Genomic DNA, 16,590 nt, shown 5'->3' on the forward strand with positions numbered 1-16,590 from the left:
CGATCTCTTCGCCGAAACTTTCAGAGCATTTTCGCATTTCCCTGAAATGCAAAAAAACTCCACCTTTTTGTTCTGACGCATTTCCGGACGTAAAACCGCTGCACAATTTTACTGGAAATGCTTTAATCGTTTCCCTGAAATCGGCAATTACGCCGCCGGTCACTTTCGGTATCGCTCGGTAACGTCTTTCAAGAGGATTTTTTCTTCGCTTCCTTCAGCGCTTTTGCCCGCTCGCGCACCACGGTTGCCCGGCCCGGCTTCACTTCCTGACGTGCGCGTCCAAACGCCAGCGCTTCGGCCGGCACATCATCGGTAATCACGCTGCCGGAGGCGATATAGGCCCCTTCCCCGATCGTCACGGGAGCGACCAGCGACGAGTTCGAGCCGATGAAGCTGTTCGCACCGATGCGCGTTTCGGCCTTGTTGTAGCCGTCGTAATTGCAGGTGATGGTGCCCGCACCGATATTGCTGCCCGCGCCGATGAAGGCATCGCCGATATAGGTCAGATGATTGACCTTGGCGCCCTCGCCGATCTCGGCCTTCTTGACCTCGCAGAAATTGCCCACCTTGGCGTTGGCATGCAGGTTCGCGCCCGGACGCAGCCGCGCATAGGGGCCGACGGCCGCACCTTCCGCCACATGCGCCCCTTCCAGATGCGAAAACGCATGGATGACGGCGCCCGGCTCGACGGTGACGCCGGGACCGATGACGACATTCGGTTCGATCAAAACGTCCTGACCGATCTTCGTGTCATAGGACAGAAACACGGTTTCGGGCGCAATCATCGAAACACCCTCCACCATCAATTCGTGGCGACGGCGCTCCTGCCAGAGCTTCTCGATAAGGGCCAGTTCGGCGCGGTTGTTGCAGCCGACCAGTTCCGTTTCGGGCGCATCGATGGCGACGGCGCGGCGGCCGAGGGAACGGGCGATCTCGACCACGTCGGTCAGATAATATTCGCCCTTTACATTGGCATTGCCGATCCGGTCGAGCAGGTCCAATGCGTTGCGGCCGTTGATGGCCATCAATCCGCTATTGCACCAGGTGACCTTACGCTCCGCATCGGTCGCATCCTTCTCCTCGCGGATGGCGACAAGTTCGCCATCCTTGACCAGAAGCCGGCCGTAGCCGGTCGGGCGATCGGTATGGAAACCGATGACAGCGACATCGGCGCCGGCGGCAATCGCCTCACGCGCCCGGTCGAGCGTTGCGGAGGTGATGAGCGGTACATCGCCATAAGCGACGATGAGATCGTCGAAACCGCGTTCGATGGCTGCGCGCGCGGCGAGGACCGCATGGCCGGTGCCCTTGCGTTCCGTCTGCAGGAAAGCTTCGACCTGAAGGCCCTTCATGCTTGCGGCCGCAGTGACATTATCGGCATCGCGCCCGACCACCAGCGACACCGTCCCGACGCCCGATCCAGCCACCGCCTCAATCACGTGCGCGATCATCGGACGCCCGGCGACCGGATGCAGCACCTTCGATTTCGACGATTTCATGCGCGTGCTGTCGCCCGCTGCGAGAATAACGGCTAGAGAGCTGCGCTCCATAAGACCTCCAACACCCCGTTAGCGGCTGCCTGGCAGCCGGTACAGCGGCATATGTTTGACTTCACGCCGTCCGCAGAACGAACGGGCGCATCGGTAATTTCATTCCGGAATTGCTATAACGGCGGCCCACTTAAGAAACCATGCAAATCTGCACCAAATTTCCGCAGCGATTTTCATCAAACGTGATTGCAACGGGATCGCATCCCGCCCAAAGGGCCTGATTTATCGCCGGGGGTTGCGGGCCGTGAATTCCAGCACCTGCTGGCGGCCGTTTTCAATCAGCCTTTCCATCTCGCGGCGCGCTGCGGCTTCGTCGCGCAGGCGAAACGCCTCGACAAGCCGCAGGTGAGAAGCGGACACGTCGGAAATCTCGTTGGGATCGGTTTCCGGGTTGCTCATCCGGAAAATGCCCGCCAGAGCCGCCTTTATCAGCGAACCGACGGTGCGCATGAACGGGTTACCGGACATTTCGGTGATGAGGACATGGAAGTTCATATCCGCAAGCGCCCGTTTTTCCTTGGAATAGGCCGTATTGCCCATCTCATTGGCATAGGCGGCAAGCTTGGCGATATCGGTATCCTTTGCCCTAATGGCGGCAAGCCCTGCGCCATAGGGCTCGAAAGCCTTGCGGATATCATAGAGATGCAGCAGGAACTCGTCGCTCACGCCCGCCTCGAAATGCCAGAGCAGCACCTCGCTGTCGAACATGTTCCAGCTTTCGCGCTCCGTCACCCGGGTGCCGATACGCGCCTTCGGCGAAATCATGCCCTTGGCGGTCAGCGTCTTCATCGCTTCGCGCAGCACCGTGCGCGATACTTTCAGCCGCTCCATCAGCTCGGCATCACCCGGCAGGATGTCACCCGTCTTGAAGGTGCCGGAGACGATATCGAGACCGATCTTGTGAACGACCTGTGCATGATTTGTCCGCAGTTTTCGAAAACCGATCGCCGCATCGAGCATTCCGCGCTGCAAATGTCATGTCCTTCCGTTCGGCTGGCGATCTCAAAAATCGCGCCAGACGTGTGTATCTCAAGTCAGACTATAGTGAAAAACATCAAGTCGCGTGAAAAGCAAAGGCAAACTTCGTCCACAGCGTAAAACGCGTAAAAATAAGCAAGGCCGCACATGAATTCATGTGCGGCCTGTCATCAATAATGGAAGAGAATCCGCATTATTGCGGCAGCTTGTCGTCCACGCCGGCCACGTAGAAGTTGAGGCCGAGCAGAACCTTGTCTTCAGCCTTCTCGCCGGCCTTCAGCCATTCGGAGCCGTCCTGCTTCTTCACCGGGCCGGTGAAGGGGTGCAGCTCGCCCGACTTGATCTTGGCTTCGGTTTCCTCGGCCATCTTCTTCACGTCGTCGGGCATGTTGGTGTAGGGCGCCATGGTCAGGATGCCGTCCTTCAGGCCGTCCCAGACGGATTCGGACTTCCAGGTGCCGTCGAGAAGCGCCTGTGTGCGCTTGATGTAATAGGCGCCCCAGGTGTCCTTGATGGCGGTCAGCTGCGTCTGCGGACCGGCGGCGATCATGTCGGAGGCCTGACCGAAGGCCTTGATGCCGCGTTCGGCCGCAACCTGCATCGGCGCCGTCGTGTCGGTGTGCTGCGTCAGGATATCGACGCCCTGATCGATCAGCGCCTTGGCGGCATCGGCTTCCTTGCCGGGGTCGAACCAGGTATTGGCCCAGACGACCTTGAGCTTGAAGTCGGGATTGACGGACTGCGCGCCGAGAACGAAGGCATCGATGCCCATCACAACTTCCGGGATCGGGAAGGAAGCGATGTAACCGGCGAGACCCTTCTTCGACATCTTCGCGGCGATCTGGCCCTGAATGTAACGGCCTTCGTAGAAGCGCGAATTGTAGGTCGCGACGTTTTCGGCCGTCTTGAAGCCGGTGGCGTGTTCGAACTTCACCTTGGGGAACTTCTGGGCGACCTTCACGGTCGCATCCATGAAGCCGAAGGAGGTGGTGAACACCAGTTCGCAGCCCGAGCGGGCCATGCGCTCGATGGCGCGTTCGGCATCCGGGCCTTCCGGAACGCTTTCGAGGAACGGCGTTTCGATCTTGTCGCCGAAATGCGCCTGCAGTTCCTGACGGCCGATATCATGCGCCTGCGTCCAGCCACCATCGGTCTTTGAACCGACATAGATGAAGCAGACCTTCTTGGCGTCCGCGGCCTCAGCCGAGGAAACGACGCCGCCGAGCGCCGCGACGGAGGCGGCAAGTGCGATGATCAGTTTTTTCATTTTTACCCCTGTTGGTTTGGAGACTTGAGGATTCTTCTTCACCTGTCCGGCACGAAGGATTTGCCCAGCGATGCCGGTGTGTTGATCAAGGTCGTGCGGCGATTATGCGAGATGATGACCAGCACGCCAATAGTTGCAAGGTAAGGTAGCGCCGAAAGCAATTGCGACGGCACGCCGATGCCGAAAGCCTGAGCATGCAGCTGGCCGATGGTGACGGCGCCGAACAGATAACCGCCCGCCAGCAGACGCCATGGACGCCAGGAGGCGAAAACGACGAGCGCCAGCGCAATCCAGCCGCGCCCGGCCGACATGTTTTCCACCCATTGCGGCGTATAGACCAGCGACAGCTGCGCCCCCGCAAGACCGGCACAGGCGCCGCCGAACATGACCGCCAGATAGCGCGTGCGGATGACATTGATGCCAAGCGCGTGGGCCGAAGCGTGATTGTCGCCGATCGCCCGAATTTTCAGGCCCGTGCGGCTTTTGAACAGGAACCAGCTGATGCCGAACACCAGCGCGATGGACATGTAGAAGATCAGATCCTGCCGGAACAGCAATGGCCCGACGAAGGGGATTTCCGACAGCACGGGGAAGACAATCGGCTGCAGCTTGATGCCCGGCAGGCCGACGAAACTTTCGCCCAGCATGCCGGAGACGCCAAGCCCGAGAATGGTGAGCGCCAGACCCGTCGCCACCTGGTTGGTGACGAGCGTCAGCGTCAGGAAACCGAAAAGCAGCGAAAAAATCGCGCCGGAAGCGATACCGGCCAGAATGCCGAGATAGGGAGATCCCGTCATATGCGCGGTGGCGAAGGCGCAGACCGCACCCATGATCATCATGCCCTCGACGCCGAGATTGAGCACGCCCGAACGCTCCGCCACAAGCTCGCCCGAAGCGGCAATGACAAGTGGCGTGGCAGCGGTGATGACGGTGAGGAGGATGGCCTGAAGCATATCCATCATGCCGCTCCTTCTTTGCGATGTGTCTTGCCGGTAAAGACAACCCGGATGCGATAGAAGATCAGCGTGTCGCAGGACAGCACGAAGAACAGCATCAGCCCCTGAAACACCCGCGTCACCTTGTCGGAGACACCAATGGAGAGCTGCGCCGCCTCGCCGCCGAGATAGGTCAGCGCCAGCACCAGCCCGGAAAGGATGATACCGAGCGGATTGAGACGGCCGAGAAAGGCGACGATGATGGCGGTGAAACCATAACCCGGCGAAATGCTCGGCTGGAGATGGCCGATGGAACCGGAGGCTTCCGAAATGCCCGCAAGCCCGGCCAGCGCGCCCGATAGCAGCAGCGAAAACCACACCATGCGGCTCGATGAGAAACCGGCAAAGCGGCCTGCCCGTGCCGATTGGCCAAGCACGGTGACTTCAAAGCCCTTCAGCATGTAGCGCATCATGAACCACAGCGCGATGGCGGCGACGATGGCGAACACGAAACCCCAATGCGCCCGGCCCGAGGCCAGCATTTCCGGCAAAACCGCGCTGTCGTTGAAGGGCTTCGTCTGCGGGAAGTTGTAACCGCCCGGATCGCGCCAGATGCCACGCGTCAGCCAGTCGAGGAAAAGCTGCGCGACATAGACCAGCATCAGGCTGACGAGGATTTCATTGGTGTTGAATTTCGTCTTCAACAGCGCCGGAATACCGGCATAAAGCGCGCCGCCAACGGCGCCCATCACCATCATCAGCGGCAGGATGAGCGGCGAGTGCCAGTCGGGATAAAGCACCGGCAGGATGGAACCGGTGATCGCGCCGATGGTGAATTGCCCCTCCGCCCCGATATTCCAGTTATTGGAGCGATAACAGATCGACAGTCCAACGCCGATCAGGATCAGCGGTGCGGCCTTGATCGCCAGCTCATGCAGCGACCAGACCTCCAGCAACGGCTCGACAAAAAAGGCGTAAAGCGCATGCGCCGGATTTTTGCCGAGCATGGCGAACATGATGGCGCCGACCAGCAGCGTCAAAACCAGCGCCAGAAGCGGCGAAAGCAGGGTGAAAAGCTTCGAGACCCCTGCGCGTTTTTCAAGCTCAATGCGCATGCTGGGCGGCTCCCGAATGTGACGTATGAATACCGCCCATCAACAGGCCGATCTTTTCGAGTGTCATCTCTTCCACCGGATGGGCTTCGGAAAGCTTGCCGTCGGAAATGACGGCGATATTGGTGGCGACCTCGAAGATTTCATCGAGATCCTGGCTGATGACGATGACGGCCGAGCCGGCCCTGGCAAGATCGACCAGCGCCTGACGGATGCGGCTTGCGGCACCCGCATCCACACCCCAGGTCGGCTGGTTGACAACAAGCACGGAAGGCTGGCGATCAAGCTCGCGCCCGACGATGAATTTCTGCAGGTTGCCGCCCGAAAGCGAACCCGCCAGCGGATCGGCGCCGCTCTTGCGCACATCCATGGTTTCCGAAATGCGCCGCGCCGCCGCCTTGATAACCGACCCCCTGACGATGCGCAGGAAACCACCGGTTAGAAACGCCTTGCGGTCGGACCGCGCCCGCGCCAGCAACAGATTGTCGGAAAGGCTCATGCCGGGAACGGCAGCATGGCCATGCCGCTCTTCCGGCACGAAACCAGCGCCCATCAGCCGGCGGCCATTGATGCCGAGACGGCCGACCGGCTTGCCGCGCAGATGGATCGCGTCATTATTATAGACGGGATATTCGCCCGAAAGTGCGTCGAACAGCTCGCCCTGCCCGTTGCCGGCCACACCGGCAATCGCCAGCACCTCGCCGGCGCGGACCTGCATTGAAACGGATTTCAGCGCCACGGCAAAAGGCGTGCGCGGCGCAACCGAAAGCCCCATCACCTCGATCTGCGGCGCGCCGAGCGCTTCGCCCGTGGCGCGCGAAACGCTTGCGACATCGCTGCCGACCATCATGCGCGCCAAGGATGCCGGCGTTTCCCTGCGCGGATCGCAGGCGCCCGTCACCTTGCCGTGACGCAGGACGGTGGCGCGATCACAGATACGCTGCACCTCTTCGAGGCGATGACTGATATAAAGCACCGAGCGGCCTTCGGCCTTCAGTTTTGCCAGCGTCTCGAACAGCTTGTCAGCCTCCTGCGGCGTCAAAACCGAGGTCGGCTCGTCGAGAATGATAAGGCGCGGGTTCTGCAACAGGGCACGGACGATCTCGATGCGCTGGCGCTCGCCGACCGAAAGATCGGCCACATGCGCATTGGGGTCGAGCGGCAGGCCATAGGCCCGCGACAGCGTTTCCGCTTGCCCGGCGATTTCCTTCAATGAAATTTTCGGATCGAGCGACAGCGCGATATTTTCAGCGACCGTCAGCGCTTCGAACAGCGAAAAATGCTGGAAGACCATGCCGATGCCCAGCCGACGGGCCTCGCTTGGCGAGCCCACGGAAACCGGCTGGCCCTGCCAGATGATCTCACCCTCCGTTGGCGAAAGCACGCCGAACAGCATCTTGACCAGCGTCGACTTGCCAGCGCCGTTTTCCCCCAGAAGCGCGTGGATTTCGCCGGGCGCAATATCGAGATCGATGCCGTTGCAGGCGGCGAAATTGCCGAACAGCTTGGTCAGCTTGCGAACGGACAGGAGAGGCACGGCCTCCGGCGCCAAAGTTCCAGTCACGAGTTCCCTCTCTCACCGACCGCCGCGCCTTCTTCGAAGCGTTTCCAGCGATCGTGGTCATTGTTCCCAATCGGACGCCAATGCGTATGCAATCTCATCCAATCAAGACTTATTGATAACTGTTTTGCTGCTGCGCACAACTGAAAAAGACGTCGCTTAAATGCAATTTGCACAAGCAATAAACGACTTTACCTTTTTCTCATTTCGCGCCGAGCGACGGGAAAAACTGCAAGATTCCCCCGATGCAATAAAGATAGATACCGCTCGCCACAAAGCCAATCACCGCCCATGTCGGCGTCTGGAAATGCATCAGCAGCGCGTAACCGCCAAGTGCACACCAGATGGCCACGACGAGGAGATTGAGCGGCCGCAGCCGCTTCACCCGCACCGGATGCAGAAAATTGATCGGCAGGAAAGTCAGGAACACCGACACCGTCACCACCGTCATGGCCGTGGTCGCGCTGGCATCCATCACGAACAGGGTGAAAATCACCATGTTCCACACGACAGGGAAGCCGGAGAAGAAATATTCATCCGTCTTCATGCCCATATCGGCGTAATAGATCGCGCTGGACACCACGATCATGCCGGCCGCCACAAAGGACCAGGGTTCGCCGATCATGCCGCTCTGGTAGAGCGCAAAGGCTGGCAAAAGCACATAGGTGACGTAATCGATGATATTGTCGAGCGTATCGCCCGACCAGTTGGGCAGAACGTCCTTCACCCTGACCTTGCGGGCGATGGGACCGTCAATGCCATCCACCAGAAGTGCCAGCCCCAGCCACCAGAACATGTCAACGAAGCGGTGTTCTGAAGCGGCGACGACACCGAGAAACGCCAGGAATGAGCCGGAGGCCGTCAGAATATGAACGGAAAAGGCGCGGATTTCCGCGTAGGGAACACGCTTGTAGTTGAAAATTTTCATGGTCAGCGTCTGCGCCCCGCTTTTCATCCGCCCTGTTCATTCCGGTATGCGGCCATTCACCACGCTTTGCAACCGGCTCAATCCGCTTATCCTAGGACTAATATAGCGGTACAACCAACGAATCTTCGCGACCCTATGTTCCGGACCCGAAGTGGATTTGCCCGTGCAAAGGCACTATGATGGTCTGGAAATAACAACGGATCAGGACCATGAGACACTTCGATATCGCCATCACCGGTGCGGGACTTGCAGGCCAGATCGCGGCAATCGCGCTGGCGCGGGCGGGCCGCCATGTGGCGCTTGTCGCGCCCTCAAGCGAAAAGAAGGACCGGCGCACGACCGCGCTGATGGACCAGTCGATCCGTTTCATGGACCGCCTCGGCCTCTGGTCGCGTATCGCACCTTCGGCCGCACGCCTTTCCACCATGCAGATCATCGACGGCACCGACCGGCTGCTGCGCGCACCGACCGTGCAGTTCCGCTCCTCCGAAATCGGGCTCGACGCCTTCGGCTGGAATATTCCGAACGAAGCGCTGCTCGGCGTTCTCGGGCAAGCGGTGGAGCAGGAACACAATATTACCCGCCTCGACACGACAGCCGAGACGATCGACATCGGCAACGACCGCGTGACCGTGACGCTTGCGGACGGCGAAACCCTCTCGGCCGATTTCCTCATCGGTGCGGATGGCCGCAAATCGATGGTGCGGGATGCGGCCAACATCGGCGTCAAATCCTGGTCCTATCCGCAGACCGCCATTGTCTTGAACTTCGGCCATAGCCGGTCACATGGCAATGTCTCGACGGAATTCCACACCCCTACAGGCCCTTTCACCCAGGTTCCCCTGCCCGGCAACCGCTCCAGCCTCGTCTGGGTCGTTACCCCGCAACAGGCAGAAGAACTGACGGCACTGCCGCTGGAGGCGCTGAGCCTCCGGATCGAGGAGCGCATGCAATCCATGCTCGGCGCGGTAACCGTCGAGGACAGCGTTCAGGCCTGGCCGCTTTCCTCGATGACCGCACATCGCTTCGGCAAGGGCCGCGTGGCCCTCATCGGCGAGGCGGCGCATGGTTTTCCGCCCATCGGCGCGCAGGGGCTGAACCTGAGCCTGCGCGACATCATCGCCCTGACGGAACTGCTCGGCGCCGTCTCGGACCGACCGATCGCGGCCGATGCCGGCGCGAGCTTCGACCGCAGGCGACGCGCGGATGTCTATAGCCGCACGCTGAGCGTCGATCTCCTGAACCGGTCGCTGCTTTCCGACCTCCTGCCGGTGCAGATGGCGCGCGCGGCCGGCCTGCATGTCCTCTCCGGCATCGGCACGCTCAGAAGCATGGTCATGCGCGAAGGCATCGAGCCGGGCCGTGGACTGAAGGCCCTACCCTCCTTGCTGTTCGGCAGCTTCAAAAAGGCTGGATGAAATAGACCACGCCCGTCAGCGTGAAGACCGACAGCACCGTCGAGATCAGGATCGTGGCCGACGCCCGCTCCTGCCAGACGTGGTATTGCTGGCCGATGACAAAGACATTCGTCGCGGTCGGCAAGGCAGCCAGCAGCACCGCGGAATAAATCCATATCGGCTCGAATCGACCGAGCGAGGAGAGGACCAGATACGCCGCAAGCGGATGCAGGATTAGCTTGGCCGGCACGATATAGCTGATTTCCATGGGCACCCGTTTCATTGGCCTGAGCGCCAGCGTCACGCCCATGGCGAACAGAGCGCAGGGCGCCGCCGATTGCGCCAGATAATCCACCAGCCGCTGCACAGCCTCCGGCGGCTGCCATGACAGCGAGGCAGCGAGAAAACCGGCGATGACAGATACGATGAAAGGATGGGTGATGACCTTGCGCGCCACATCCAGCGCAAGCCTTGAGGCAGAACGCTTGTCACCGCCCGCAACCGCCATCATCGCCGGCGCGACGATGAAATGGGCGGCGTTTTCAAGGCAGACGATCAGCGCCACCGGCACCGCCGCCTTTTCGCCAAGTGCGAGAAGCGCAAGGCCCGGTCCCATATAGCCGATATTGCCGTAACTTGCCGCAAAGCTCTGGATCGTGGTTTCGGCGAGGCTGTTTTTCCGCACGAACCGGCCGATCAGGAACACCAGCAGGAATATCCCATAGGTGCAGGCGAGACTGGCAGCGACGAAATCCATACGCGCCAGCTCTTCCACCGGCGTTTTCGAGACAAGCTTGAAAAACAGCGCCGGAAGTGCGGCATAGATGATGAAGGTATTCAGCCAGCCCATTGCCTCAACCGGCTGCTTCGTGATGCGCGCCGCGCCGTAACCGATGAAGATCAGGCCGAAAAACGGCAACAGCAATCCCACGATATCGGCCACGATCATTCCCCTCGCCTGTAATGTCCGGGGAGGCTTAACCGATTTTCATCAGGATCGGAAAGGTCTCCTGGAACCAGATCGCCACATTGGTGATGAAACCGGACATGAAAGCGAGACCGGTCAGCACCAGCAAAACGCCGAGCAGCTTTTCCACGAGGCCGAGATGGCGGCGGAAACGCACGAGGAAACGCATGAAGGAACCGGAAAAAGCCGCGGCAATCCAGAACGGCACGGCAAGACCAAGAGAATAGACTGCAAGCAGCGCTGCACCGTCGCCAACCGTATCCCGCGAGGCGGCGACGCCAAGGATCGCCCCCAGAACCGGGCCGATGCAGGGCGTCCAGCCGAAGGCGAAGGCAAGGCCCATGACATAGGCCCCGGAAAGCGTGGCCGGCTTGCCACCGCCCTGAAAGCGCGCCTCGCGCGAAAACAGCCCGATGCGGAACACCCCGAGGAAGTTCAGGCCCATCAGAATGATGATGAAACCGCCGATCTTGGCGAGAATGTCGAGATTCTGGCGCAGAAGCGTGCCGATCGTCGAAGCGCCTGCCCCCAGCGCCACGAAGACCGTGGCAAAACCGAGCGTGAAGAAGAAGGCCGAAAACAGCACGGCCCTGCGAATCTCCGGCCGCGGCGCGGTCTCTTCCGTCCTGAACTGCTCAACCGAAACACCCGCCATATAACAGAGATAGGGCGGCACCAGCGGCAGGACGCAAGGCGACAGAAATGAAAGAGCGCCGGCCAGAAGCGCACTGAACAGGGAAATATCGGCAATCGACAAGAAGAACTCCGCATCCCGCAAAGCCGCCGCGATTCCTCGGATTCGCCGCCACTTCACGCTTCATTTTCATGCATGTCATTGCTGCAAAAGGATTTCACCCGTTTGCCCGACATGTCTGAAGCCGGTTTTATCCCCAGCCGCCCCCTCTCTCCAATCACCTTTTCGGGGGTGCGACAAAAAAAACCGGATTGATTGTCGAAACCGCTTTTTTTGGGTTGACCGAACGGATCGCTCTACCTATGTTCCGCGCACTTCCGAAGGGCAGCCAAGCCCCGACACGGGAGAGCGTAGCTCAGCCGGTAGAGCAACTGACTTTTAATCAGTAGGTCCAGGGTTCGAATCCCTGCGCTCTCACCAACGGAAACAAGCACTTACCGTTGAAAATCAGCTAAAAATCGCTAAAATTACCCTCACACATGTCTCGCACAGTCTGAGAGGGTAAAATGACCTCACATACCGTCTTCGGTGACAAGGTTCGCGTTTATCGCCGCGCCAACAGTTCGCTGTGGCAATGCTCCACCTACCTTGAGGGCAAGGAGTGGCGCGTCAGCACCAAAACCGATAGCCTGTCTCTGGCAAAAGAGTTTGCCGAGGACTGGTATCTGGAGCTTCGCGGCAAGAGCCGGATTGGTCAGTTGAAGACCGAGCGGACGTTCGCGGACGCAGCCAAGCAGTTCCTGCTGGAATACGTCCCACTCACCAACGGCGAGCGCAATCCGCGCTATGTGAAGGATCACGAGGCGCGTATCGACAACCATCTGCTGCCTTACTTCGGCAAGATGGGTCTCAGCACCATCACGGCAGGCAAGGTGCAGGAGTTTCGGGTCATGCGGCTCCAGCCGCACCCGGAGACCGGCAAGGTGCCCACGCGCAGCACCTTGCACCATGAAACGGTCACGTTGAGGCAGGTTATGAAAACTGCCCTGCGGCATGGCTGGATCAGCCACCTCCCCGACTTCTCCGCCCCGTACAAGGCGTCGGGCAAGATCACGCACCGCGCGTGGTTCTCGCCCGAGGAATACAAGCAGCTCTACACCTACACCCGTGAGCGCGCCAAATCCGCCCAAGGGCTGAACTGGCAGCATGCCGCCGAGCAGTTCCATGACTATATCCTGTTCATGGCCAACACCGGCCTGCGACCCGATGAGGCCAACCGGCTGGAGTACCGTGACGTAACTATAGAGAAGGACGAGGAGACCGGTGAGCGCATCCTGCTGATCGAAGTGCGCGGCAAACGGGGTTTCGGCTACTGCAAGAGCACCACGGGCGCGGTGCATCCATTTGAACGGTTGGTGAAGCGCAATACCGCCCAGCCGACCGATCTGGTGTTTCCCCAGGATCACAAGAAGCAGTTCAACCGCGCCATGACGGATTGCGGGTTCAAGCTCGACCGCGAGGGCAATCGTCGTTCAGCGTATAGTCTCAGGCACACATACATTTGCCTGCGCCTGCTGGAAGGTGCCGACATCTATCAGGTCGCCAAGAACTGCCGCACAAGCGTGGAGATGATCGAGAAGCACTATGCCGTGCATCTGAAAAACACGCTGGACGCCAAGGCCATCAATGTGAAGAGAAAAGTGAAGAAGGTGGTGGCTGCCGAAGCCTAGCCCATCTTGAACATTCCCGGTTGGCATGCATCAATGCGTAACAGCGCACCTACGCATCGCCAATGTGTACGCATTGAAGCGGCGGCGATGCTCTGCACGGTTTTCTGACCAGCCGCACAGCGTCTGGAGAAAACCGGCAGGTGCGTCAGGGGACACCCCTGAACCCCGTCCGTGCCGGAGCAAGGTGAATGGCTATCTATCACCTGAATGTCAAAAACATCAGCAGGGGCGACGGGCGCTCCGTGGTCGCGGCCGCCGCGTATCGCGCGGGCGAAATTCTCACGAATGATGCCGAGGAAAAGCTCTCGGATTTCGCAGGACGGCGTGATGTAATCACCAGCGGCATTCGCATACCTGCCGGTGCGCCGGACTGGATGGCCGACCGCACCACTTTATGGAATGCAGTGGAACTGTCCGAAAAGCGTCATGACGCACGTTTAGCCAAAGAGATCGAATTCGCCCTGCCCCGTGAGCTGCCGCGCACTGCGTGGCTGGTCGTGGCGCAGGCCATGGCTGATGCGTACACCGCGCAGGGCTTCGTAGCCGACTTCGCCATCCACGACGACGGCACCCAGCATAATCCGCATGTCCATATCCTGCTGACCACCCGCGTCATTACTCCGGACGGGTTCGGCCCCAAAATCCGCAGCGCGGACGGACGGCAATTCATCAGCGAGGCGCGATTGACGTGGGAGCGCATCGCCAATGCCGCCTTGACCAAGGCGGGCGTCACCGTCACCATCGACAGCCGCAGCTACGCCAAACGCAAACTTGACCGGCAACCGGGCCAGCATCGCGGCCCAGACCAAGACGAACGGCGTGCCCGCAGGCAGCGCCAGCGCGAGAGGGAAAAGATGGTTCCTAAACATGATGACCGTGACCTGCCGGTCCCCGACCCGGATGGCTCACCCATTCACCCCCGTGAGCTCGCAGCCGCCGAAGGGCGGATGCTGCGCGACCTTGAACGGGAGGAACCTCCCGTCTTTCAAGAGCCGAACGGCGATCCTGCTGCCGCACGGCAGGCGATTGAGCGGCAGAACAGCCGCGAGATGAGCGAGGATGACGCCACCGCTTACCGCCTCGCACCGGAGAATACGCTGGACTGGCTCAGTCTTCCGATCTCCCCCGAGGATGAGGCCACGCTGGAGCGCTGGGAAAACCATCTTGATTGGCTGGAGGCAGATATCCGCAGCCCTCATTCATCCGACAACGAGCATGAGCCAGATCGGGAGCGCTGAGAGGCGATCATTTTCACGCGGAGTTGCGTGGCAACACGCCAACCGGGTTCGCACAGTGTCCCACGCACCGATGACAGGAGAGATTGCGGATGTCTGCCACTCAACTGACGCCCGAAGACGAACTGCAACTCCTCTATGAAGAGGCCAAGTGGTTGGAGGAGACTCTTGCGTCATGTGACCGCGACATGGCATCGGCCATTCAAGCTCATAAAGATGGATTAAGCCTGCGGGACGATATCTTCGCCGACCTTCAGGATAGGGCGACAACCAAGGCCGAGTTGTCTTTCAAGCGGGGTCAGTTGAGTGCCCAGATCGAGCAACGGGAGGAACTGGTACGCGCGCAGGAGCGGCAACGTGCCGAGGAGCAGCAGAACCGTGCCACGCTCAGCGTGCTCGACAACCATCTGGACTGGTTGGATATCGAGGTACGGCCCCTGCCCGCGCCGTCTCACGACGAGCTTTGGCAAGAACCCGAGCGCTGATGGATTCTATCAACGACGTTTACTAGGTTGAAACGCAGGACTAGTCGACAGAACGATTAGCAGCTTGTCTTACAACAGCGACGTGTTAAATAATCAGCATTATTTTTGCTCTTTAGGCGTTGAATCAGGCATCTGGTGGATTGGATTGATAATGAATCTGTCGGGCTCTGAAATCCAAGCCTTGCCGATATATTCTTATGGGGCGAGGCGACTGAGGGTCTTCAGACAACGAGAATTTCTGATGTGTGGTGATACCTTTGAAAGAGCCGTCGCATTACCGGAAAAGAGTTTAAGCTGCGAGGAAATTTTGACTTTACACCGCAAGCCAACGGTATAGTATTTTTTTCATGAAAAAGTACAGCATCAAAGTTTTCCTTTTCGCGTTAATCGCCACCTTAAATCAGTGCGCCGTAGTTACGGTTATACCTCCGTCCAGTCTTGATGCGGTATCCTTTTATCAGCCAAAATGATTCAGAAGACTTGGATTATATCCCGGAGGGCGAGAGGCTGGTGGCTTTATGGCGTTGCTTTTCTAATATTCACGTATATTATTGAAAATTATGTAGACTATTCAAATGTTTTCGCAGTGTTGAGAGATGCAAGTATTTGGCTTAAATTAGCTGTAACTTTCTTTACTGGCCTCATAGAGGCGTTTATCCTAGCAACTACATTCTTTCCTGGCACAACGATCTTGATCGGGATCGCAGTGCTATCACGGTCTTTTCCTGAGCTGATTTACGGCGTTACGAGTGCGTCTGTTGGCGTTCTCGCTGGTTGCTACTCCTCGTACGAGTTCGCACATCGCCACCTTAAGCTTAAGTGGATCCCAAACCTTAAGCTGGTTATTTGGGCAAACGACTTGCATGCGAAGTGGAAGTGGCCAAGTGTAGCCGCCGCCTCAATAACGCCGACCCTTCTGTCCGGCCTCTACACTTATTGGGGCATTATCGGCAGAAGCCGGAAAACGGTGGCTCCCCTCCTTCTGATGAATTTCGCGATGCTGCTTGGGTGGTACAGCGGAGTAGGTCTTCTGGCACAATGGTTTCGGGACGACTTTCTGGTATTCCAAAGTGGGCATGGCTACTGGATTGCTGGCGCCCTTATTCTTATTGGGTGCTGCGTTTTCCTCAACGATCTTTTACGCCAAGGATCGTAACGGAGTGCCGTCGAGCTGCCAAACTCACCAAAATCCCACAAATAAACGTCATACCCCTACCCCAAGTAATGGGGCTGTAAAGAGAGGGTAGTGCAAACTCAGATGCTCGTAGATCATGTGATGGCGGCAAATACAACGCTATAACTTCTTCCCGTGCCGCGATGCCAAAAAATCCCGCAGCAAGACCCAGTCCGAGAGTCGCTATGATTGCAAGTGTAGCCGCCATTACGACAAAGTCGTTTTTCACCGACTTGATACGATGACGTGTGGGGTTGCTGCGATGGAAGGCAAACCAAAGCTGAAAAGCTTGAGCCAGACATACAAACAGTGCCAAAATAAAAGTGTAAAATTGAACTTCCCACTCTGACATAGCTATAGTCCAAGGGTTGCTGAGGCTTGCGACCAGTTGAGGGTCCGACCGCCCTGCAAGAGCCATGTTGCCACGTAGCAAACTTAGATTCACATGTAGCAATGCGGGGCCAAATAATGAAACTAGAGACGTTGGCTGGATAGCCGATAAGACGAGCGTCCAAAACATTTCAGTGCAGTGGTAGAAAAACTTGCGCAAGATTAGCCTACTTCTTGAAAGGGCAACCTTCGAATTATTGAATGAAAATCTGCCATCCTTCAAGCATAGGTTTAGAAATGAGATTAT

14 protein-coding genes and 1 tRNA gene are annotated in these 16,590 nt (G+C 58.7%); 5 read left to right on the forward strand and 10 right to left on the reverse strand.

Features of this window, described 5'->3' with window-relative positions; all coding sequences use genetic code 11:
• Positions 1-188 precede the first annotated feature (188 nt).
• The 7 genes from glmU to pcsA all read right to left on the reverse strand — a co-directional run bounded on the left by glmU (position 189) and on the right by pcsA (position 8,331).
• Positions 189-1,550, reverse strand: a complete 1,362-nt coding sequence (gene glmU, locus ACIQUH_RS15600; protein WP_400816628.1) for a bifunctional UDP-N-acetylglucosamine diphosphorylase/glucosamine-1-phosphate N-acetyltransferase GlmU — start codon at positions 1,548-1,550, stop codon at positions 189-191.
• Positions 1,551-1,772: 222 nt separating this feature from the next.
• A complete protein-coding gene (locus ACIQUH_RS15605) occupies positions 1,773-2,510 on the reverse strand; it encodes a FadR/GntR family transcriptional regulator (protein WP_400816935.1) in 738 nt (245 codons plus the stop codon).
• A 211-nt stretch (positions 2,511-2,721) separates the two neighbouring features.
• On the reverse strand, positions 2,722-3,795 hold the full coding sequence (locus ACIQUH_RS15610) for a BMP family ABC transporter substrate-binding protein (protein WP_400816630.1): 1,074 nt from the start codon (positions 3,793-3,795) through the stop codon (positions 2,722-2,724).
• A gap of 38 nt (positions 3,796-3,833) precedes the next feature.
• Positions 3,834-4,754, reverse strand: a complete 921-nt coding sequence (locus ACIQUH_RS15615) for an ABC transporter permease (RefSeq protein WP_400816937.1) — start codon at positions 4,752-4,754, stop codon at positions 3,834-3,836.
• Positions 4,754-5,845, reverse strand: a complete 1,092-nt coding sequence (locus ACIQUH_RS15620) for an ABC transporter permease (RefSeq protein WP_400816632.1) — start codon at positions 5,843-5,845, stop codon at positions 4,754-4,756. Before ACIQUH_RS15620 ends, ACIQUH_RS15615 begins: the two co-directional genes overlap by 1 nt.
• Entirely contained in the window at positions 5,835-7,394 is a 1,560-nt protein-coding gene (locus ACIQUH_RS15625; protein ID WP_400816939.1) for an ABC transporter ATP-binding protein, read from the reverse strand. The genes ACIQUH_RS15620 and ACIQUH_RS15625 overlap by 11 nt, the downstream gene beginning before the upstream one ends.
• Positions 7,395-7,605: 211 nt before the next feature.
• Positions 7,606-8,331, reverse strand: a complete 726-nt coding sequence (gene pcsA / locus ACIQUH_RS15630) for a phosphatidylcholine synthase (RefSeq protein WP_400816634.1) — start codon at positions 8,329-8,331, stop codon at positions 7,606-7,608.
• Between the two features lie 209 nt (positions 8,332-8,540).
• Between pcsA and ACIQUH_RS15635 the strand changes: the two genes are divergently transcribed.
• Entirely contained in the window at positions 8,541-9,749 is a 1,209-nt protein-coding gene (locus tag ACIQUH_RS15635) for a UbiH/UbiF family hydroxylase (RefSeq protein WP_400816636.1), read from the forward strand.
• On the opposite strand, the gene ACIQUH_RS15640 is transcribed toward ACIQUH_RS15635, so the two are convergent.
• Positions 9,733-10,671: an AEC family transporter gene (locus tag ACIQUH_RS15640; RefSeq protein WP_400816638.1), complete on the reverse strand. Its 939-nt coding sequence runs from the start codon at positions 10,669-10,671 to the stop codon at positions 9,733-9,735. The genes ACIQUH_RS15635 and ACIQUH_RS15640 overlap by 17 nt on opposite strands.
• Before the next feature lie 34 nt (positions 10,672-10,705).
• Positions 10,706-11,452, reverse strand: a complete 747-nt coding sequence (locus ACIQUH_RS15645; RefSeq protein ID WP_400816640.1) for a cytochrome c biogenesis CcdA family protein — start codon at positions 11,450-11,452, stop codon at positions 10,706-10,708.
• A 281-nt stretch (positions 11,453-11,733) separates the two neighbouring features.
• On the opposite strand from ACIQUH_RS15645, the gene ACIQUH_RS15650 reads away from it, so the two are divergent.
• The 4 genes from ACIQUH_RS15650 (at position 11,734) to ACIQUH_RS15665 (ending at position 14,779) form a co-directional block, all read left to right on the forward strand.
• Positions 11,734-11,809: transfer RNA gene (locus ACIQUH_RS15650), tRNA-Lys, on the forward strand.
• An 86-nt stretch (positions 11,810-11,895) separates the two neighbouring features.
• Positions 11,896-13,059: a tyrosine-type recombinase/integrase gene (locus tag ACIQUH_RS15655; protein ID WP_400816642.1), complete on the forward strand. Its 1,164-nt coding sequence runs from the start codon at positions 11,896-11,898 to the stop codon at positions 13,057-13,059.
• A 188-nt stretch (positions 13,060-13,247) separates the two neighbouring features.
• Positions 13,248-14,297 (forward strand): MobQ family relaxase, encoded by a 1,050-nt coding sequence (gene mobQ / locus ACIQUH_RS15660; RefSeq protein ID WP_400816644.1) that lies wholly within the window; start codon positions 13,248-13,250, stop codon positions 14,295-14,297.
• Positions 14,298-14,386: 89 nt separating this feature from the next.
• Entirely contained in the window at positions 14,387-14,779 is a 393-nt protein-coding gene (locus ACIQUH_RS15665; protein ID WP_400816646.1) for a hypothetical protein, read from the forward strand.
• 1,127 nt (positions 14,780-15,906) lie between these two features.
• Here ACIQUH_RS15665 and ACIQUH_RS15670 read toward each other — a convergent pair.
• Positions 15,907-16,503 carry a hypothetical protein gene (locus ACIQUH_RS15670; RefSeq protein WP_400816648.1) on the reverse strand — a complete coding sequence of 199 codons (597 nt, stop codon included), beginning with the start codon at positions 16,501-16,503 and terminating at the stop codon, positions 15,907-15,909.
• Positions 16,504-16,590 lie beyond the last annotated feature (87 nt).

Source organism: Agrobacterium sp. NPDC090283, from assembly GCF_044769685.1.
Lineage (GTDB): Bacteria > Pseudomonadota > Alphaproteobacteria > Rhizobiales > Rhizobiaceae > Agrobacterium.

What these genes read in the sequence shown, in the direction of transcription:
- pcsA (WP_400816634.1), bottom strand. Translation starts at nt 8,331, where the DNA reads ATGAAAATTTTCAACTACAAGCGTGTTCCCTACGCGGAAATCCGCGCC.
- ACIQUH_RS15665 (WP_400816646.1), top strand. Translation starts at nt 14,387, where the DNA reads ATGTCTGCCACTCAACTGACGCCCGAAGACGAACTGCAACTCCTCTAT.
- ACIQUH_RS15655 (WP_400816642.1), top strand. Translation starts at nt 11,896, where the DNA reads ATGACCTCACATACCGTCTTCGGTGACAAGGTTCGCGTTTATCGCCGC.
- glmU (WP_400816628.1), bottom strand. Translation starts at nt 1,550, where the DNA reads ATGGAGCGCAGCTCTCTAGCCGTTATTCTCGCAGCGGGCGACAGCACG.
- ACIQUH_RS15605 (WP_400816935.1), bottom strand. Translation starts at nt 2,510, where the DNA reads ATGCTCGATGCGGCGATCGGTTTTCGAAAACTGCGGACAAATCATGCA.
- ACIQUH_RS15615 (WP_400816937.1), bottom strand. Translation starts at nt 4,754, where the DNA reads ATGGATATGCTTCAGGCCATCCTCCTCACCGTCATCACCGCTGCCACG.
- ACIQUH_RS15620 (WP_400816632.1), bottom strand. Translation starts at nt 5,845, where the DNA reads ATGCGCATTGAGCTTGAAAAACGCGCAGGGGTCTCGAAGCTTTTCACC.
- mobQ (WP_400816644.1), top strand. Translation starts at nt 13,248, where the DNA reads ATGGCTATCTATCACCTGAATGTCAAAAACATCAGCAGGGGCGACGGG.
- ACIQUH_RS15610 (WP_400816630.1), bottom strand. Translation starts at nt 3,795, where the DNA reads ATGAAAAAACTGATCATCGCACTTGCCGCCTCCGTCGCGGCGCTCGGC.
- ACIQUH_RS15635 (WP_400816636.1), top strand. Translation starts at nt 8,541, where the DNA reads ATGAGACACTTCGATATCGCCATCACCGGTGCGGGACTTGCAGGCCAG.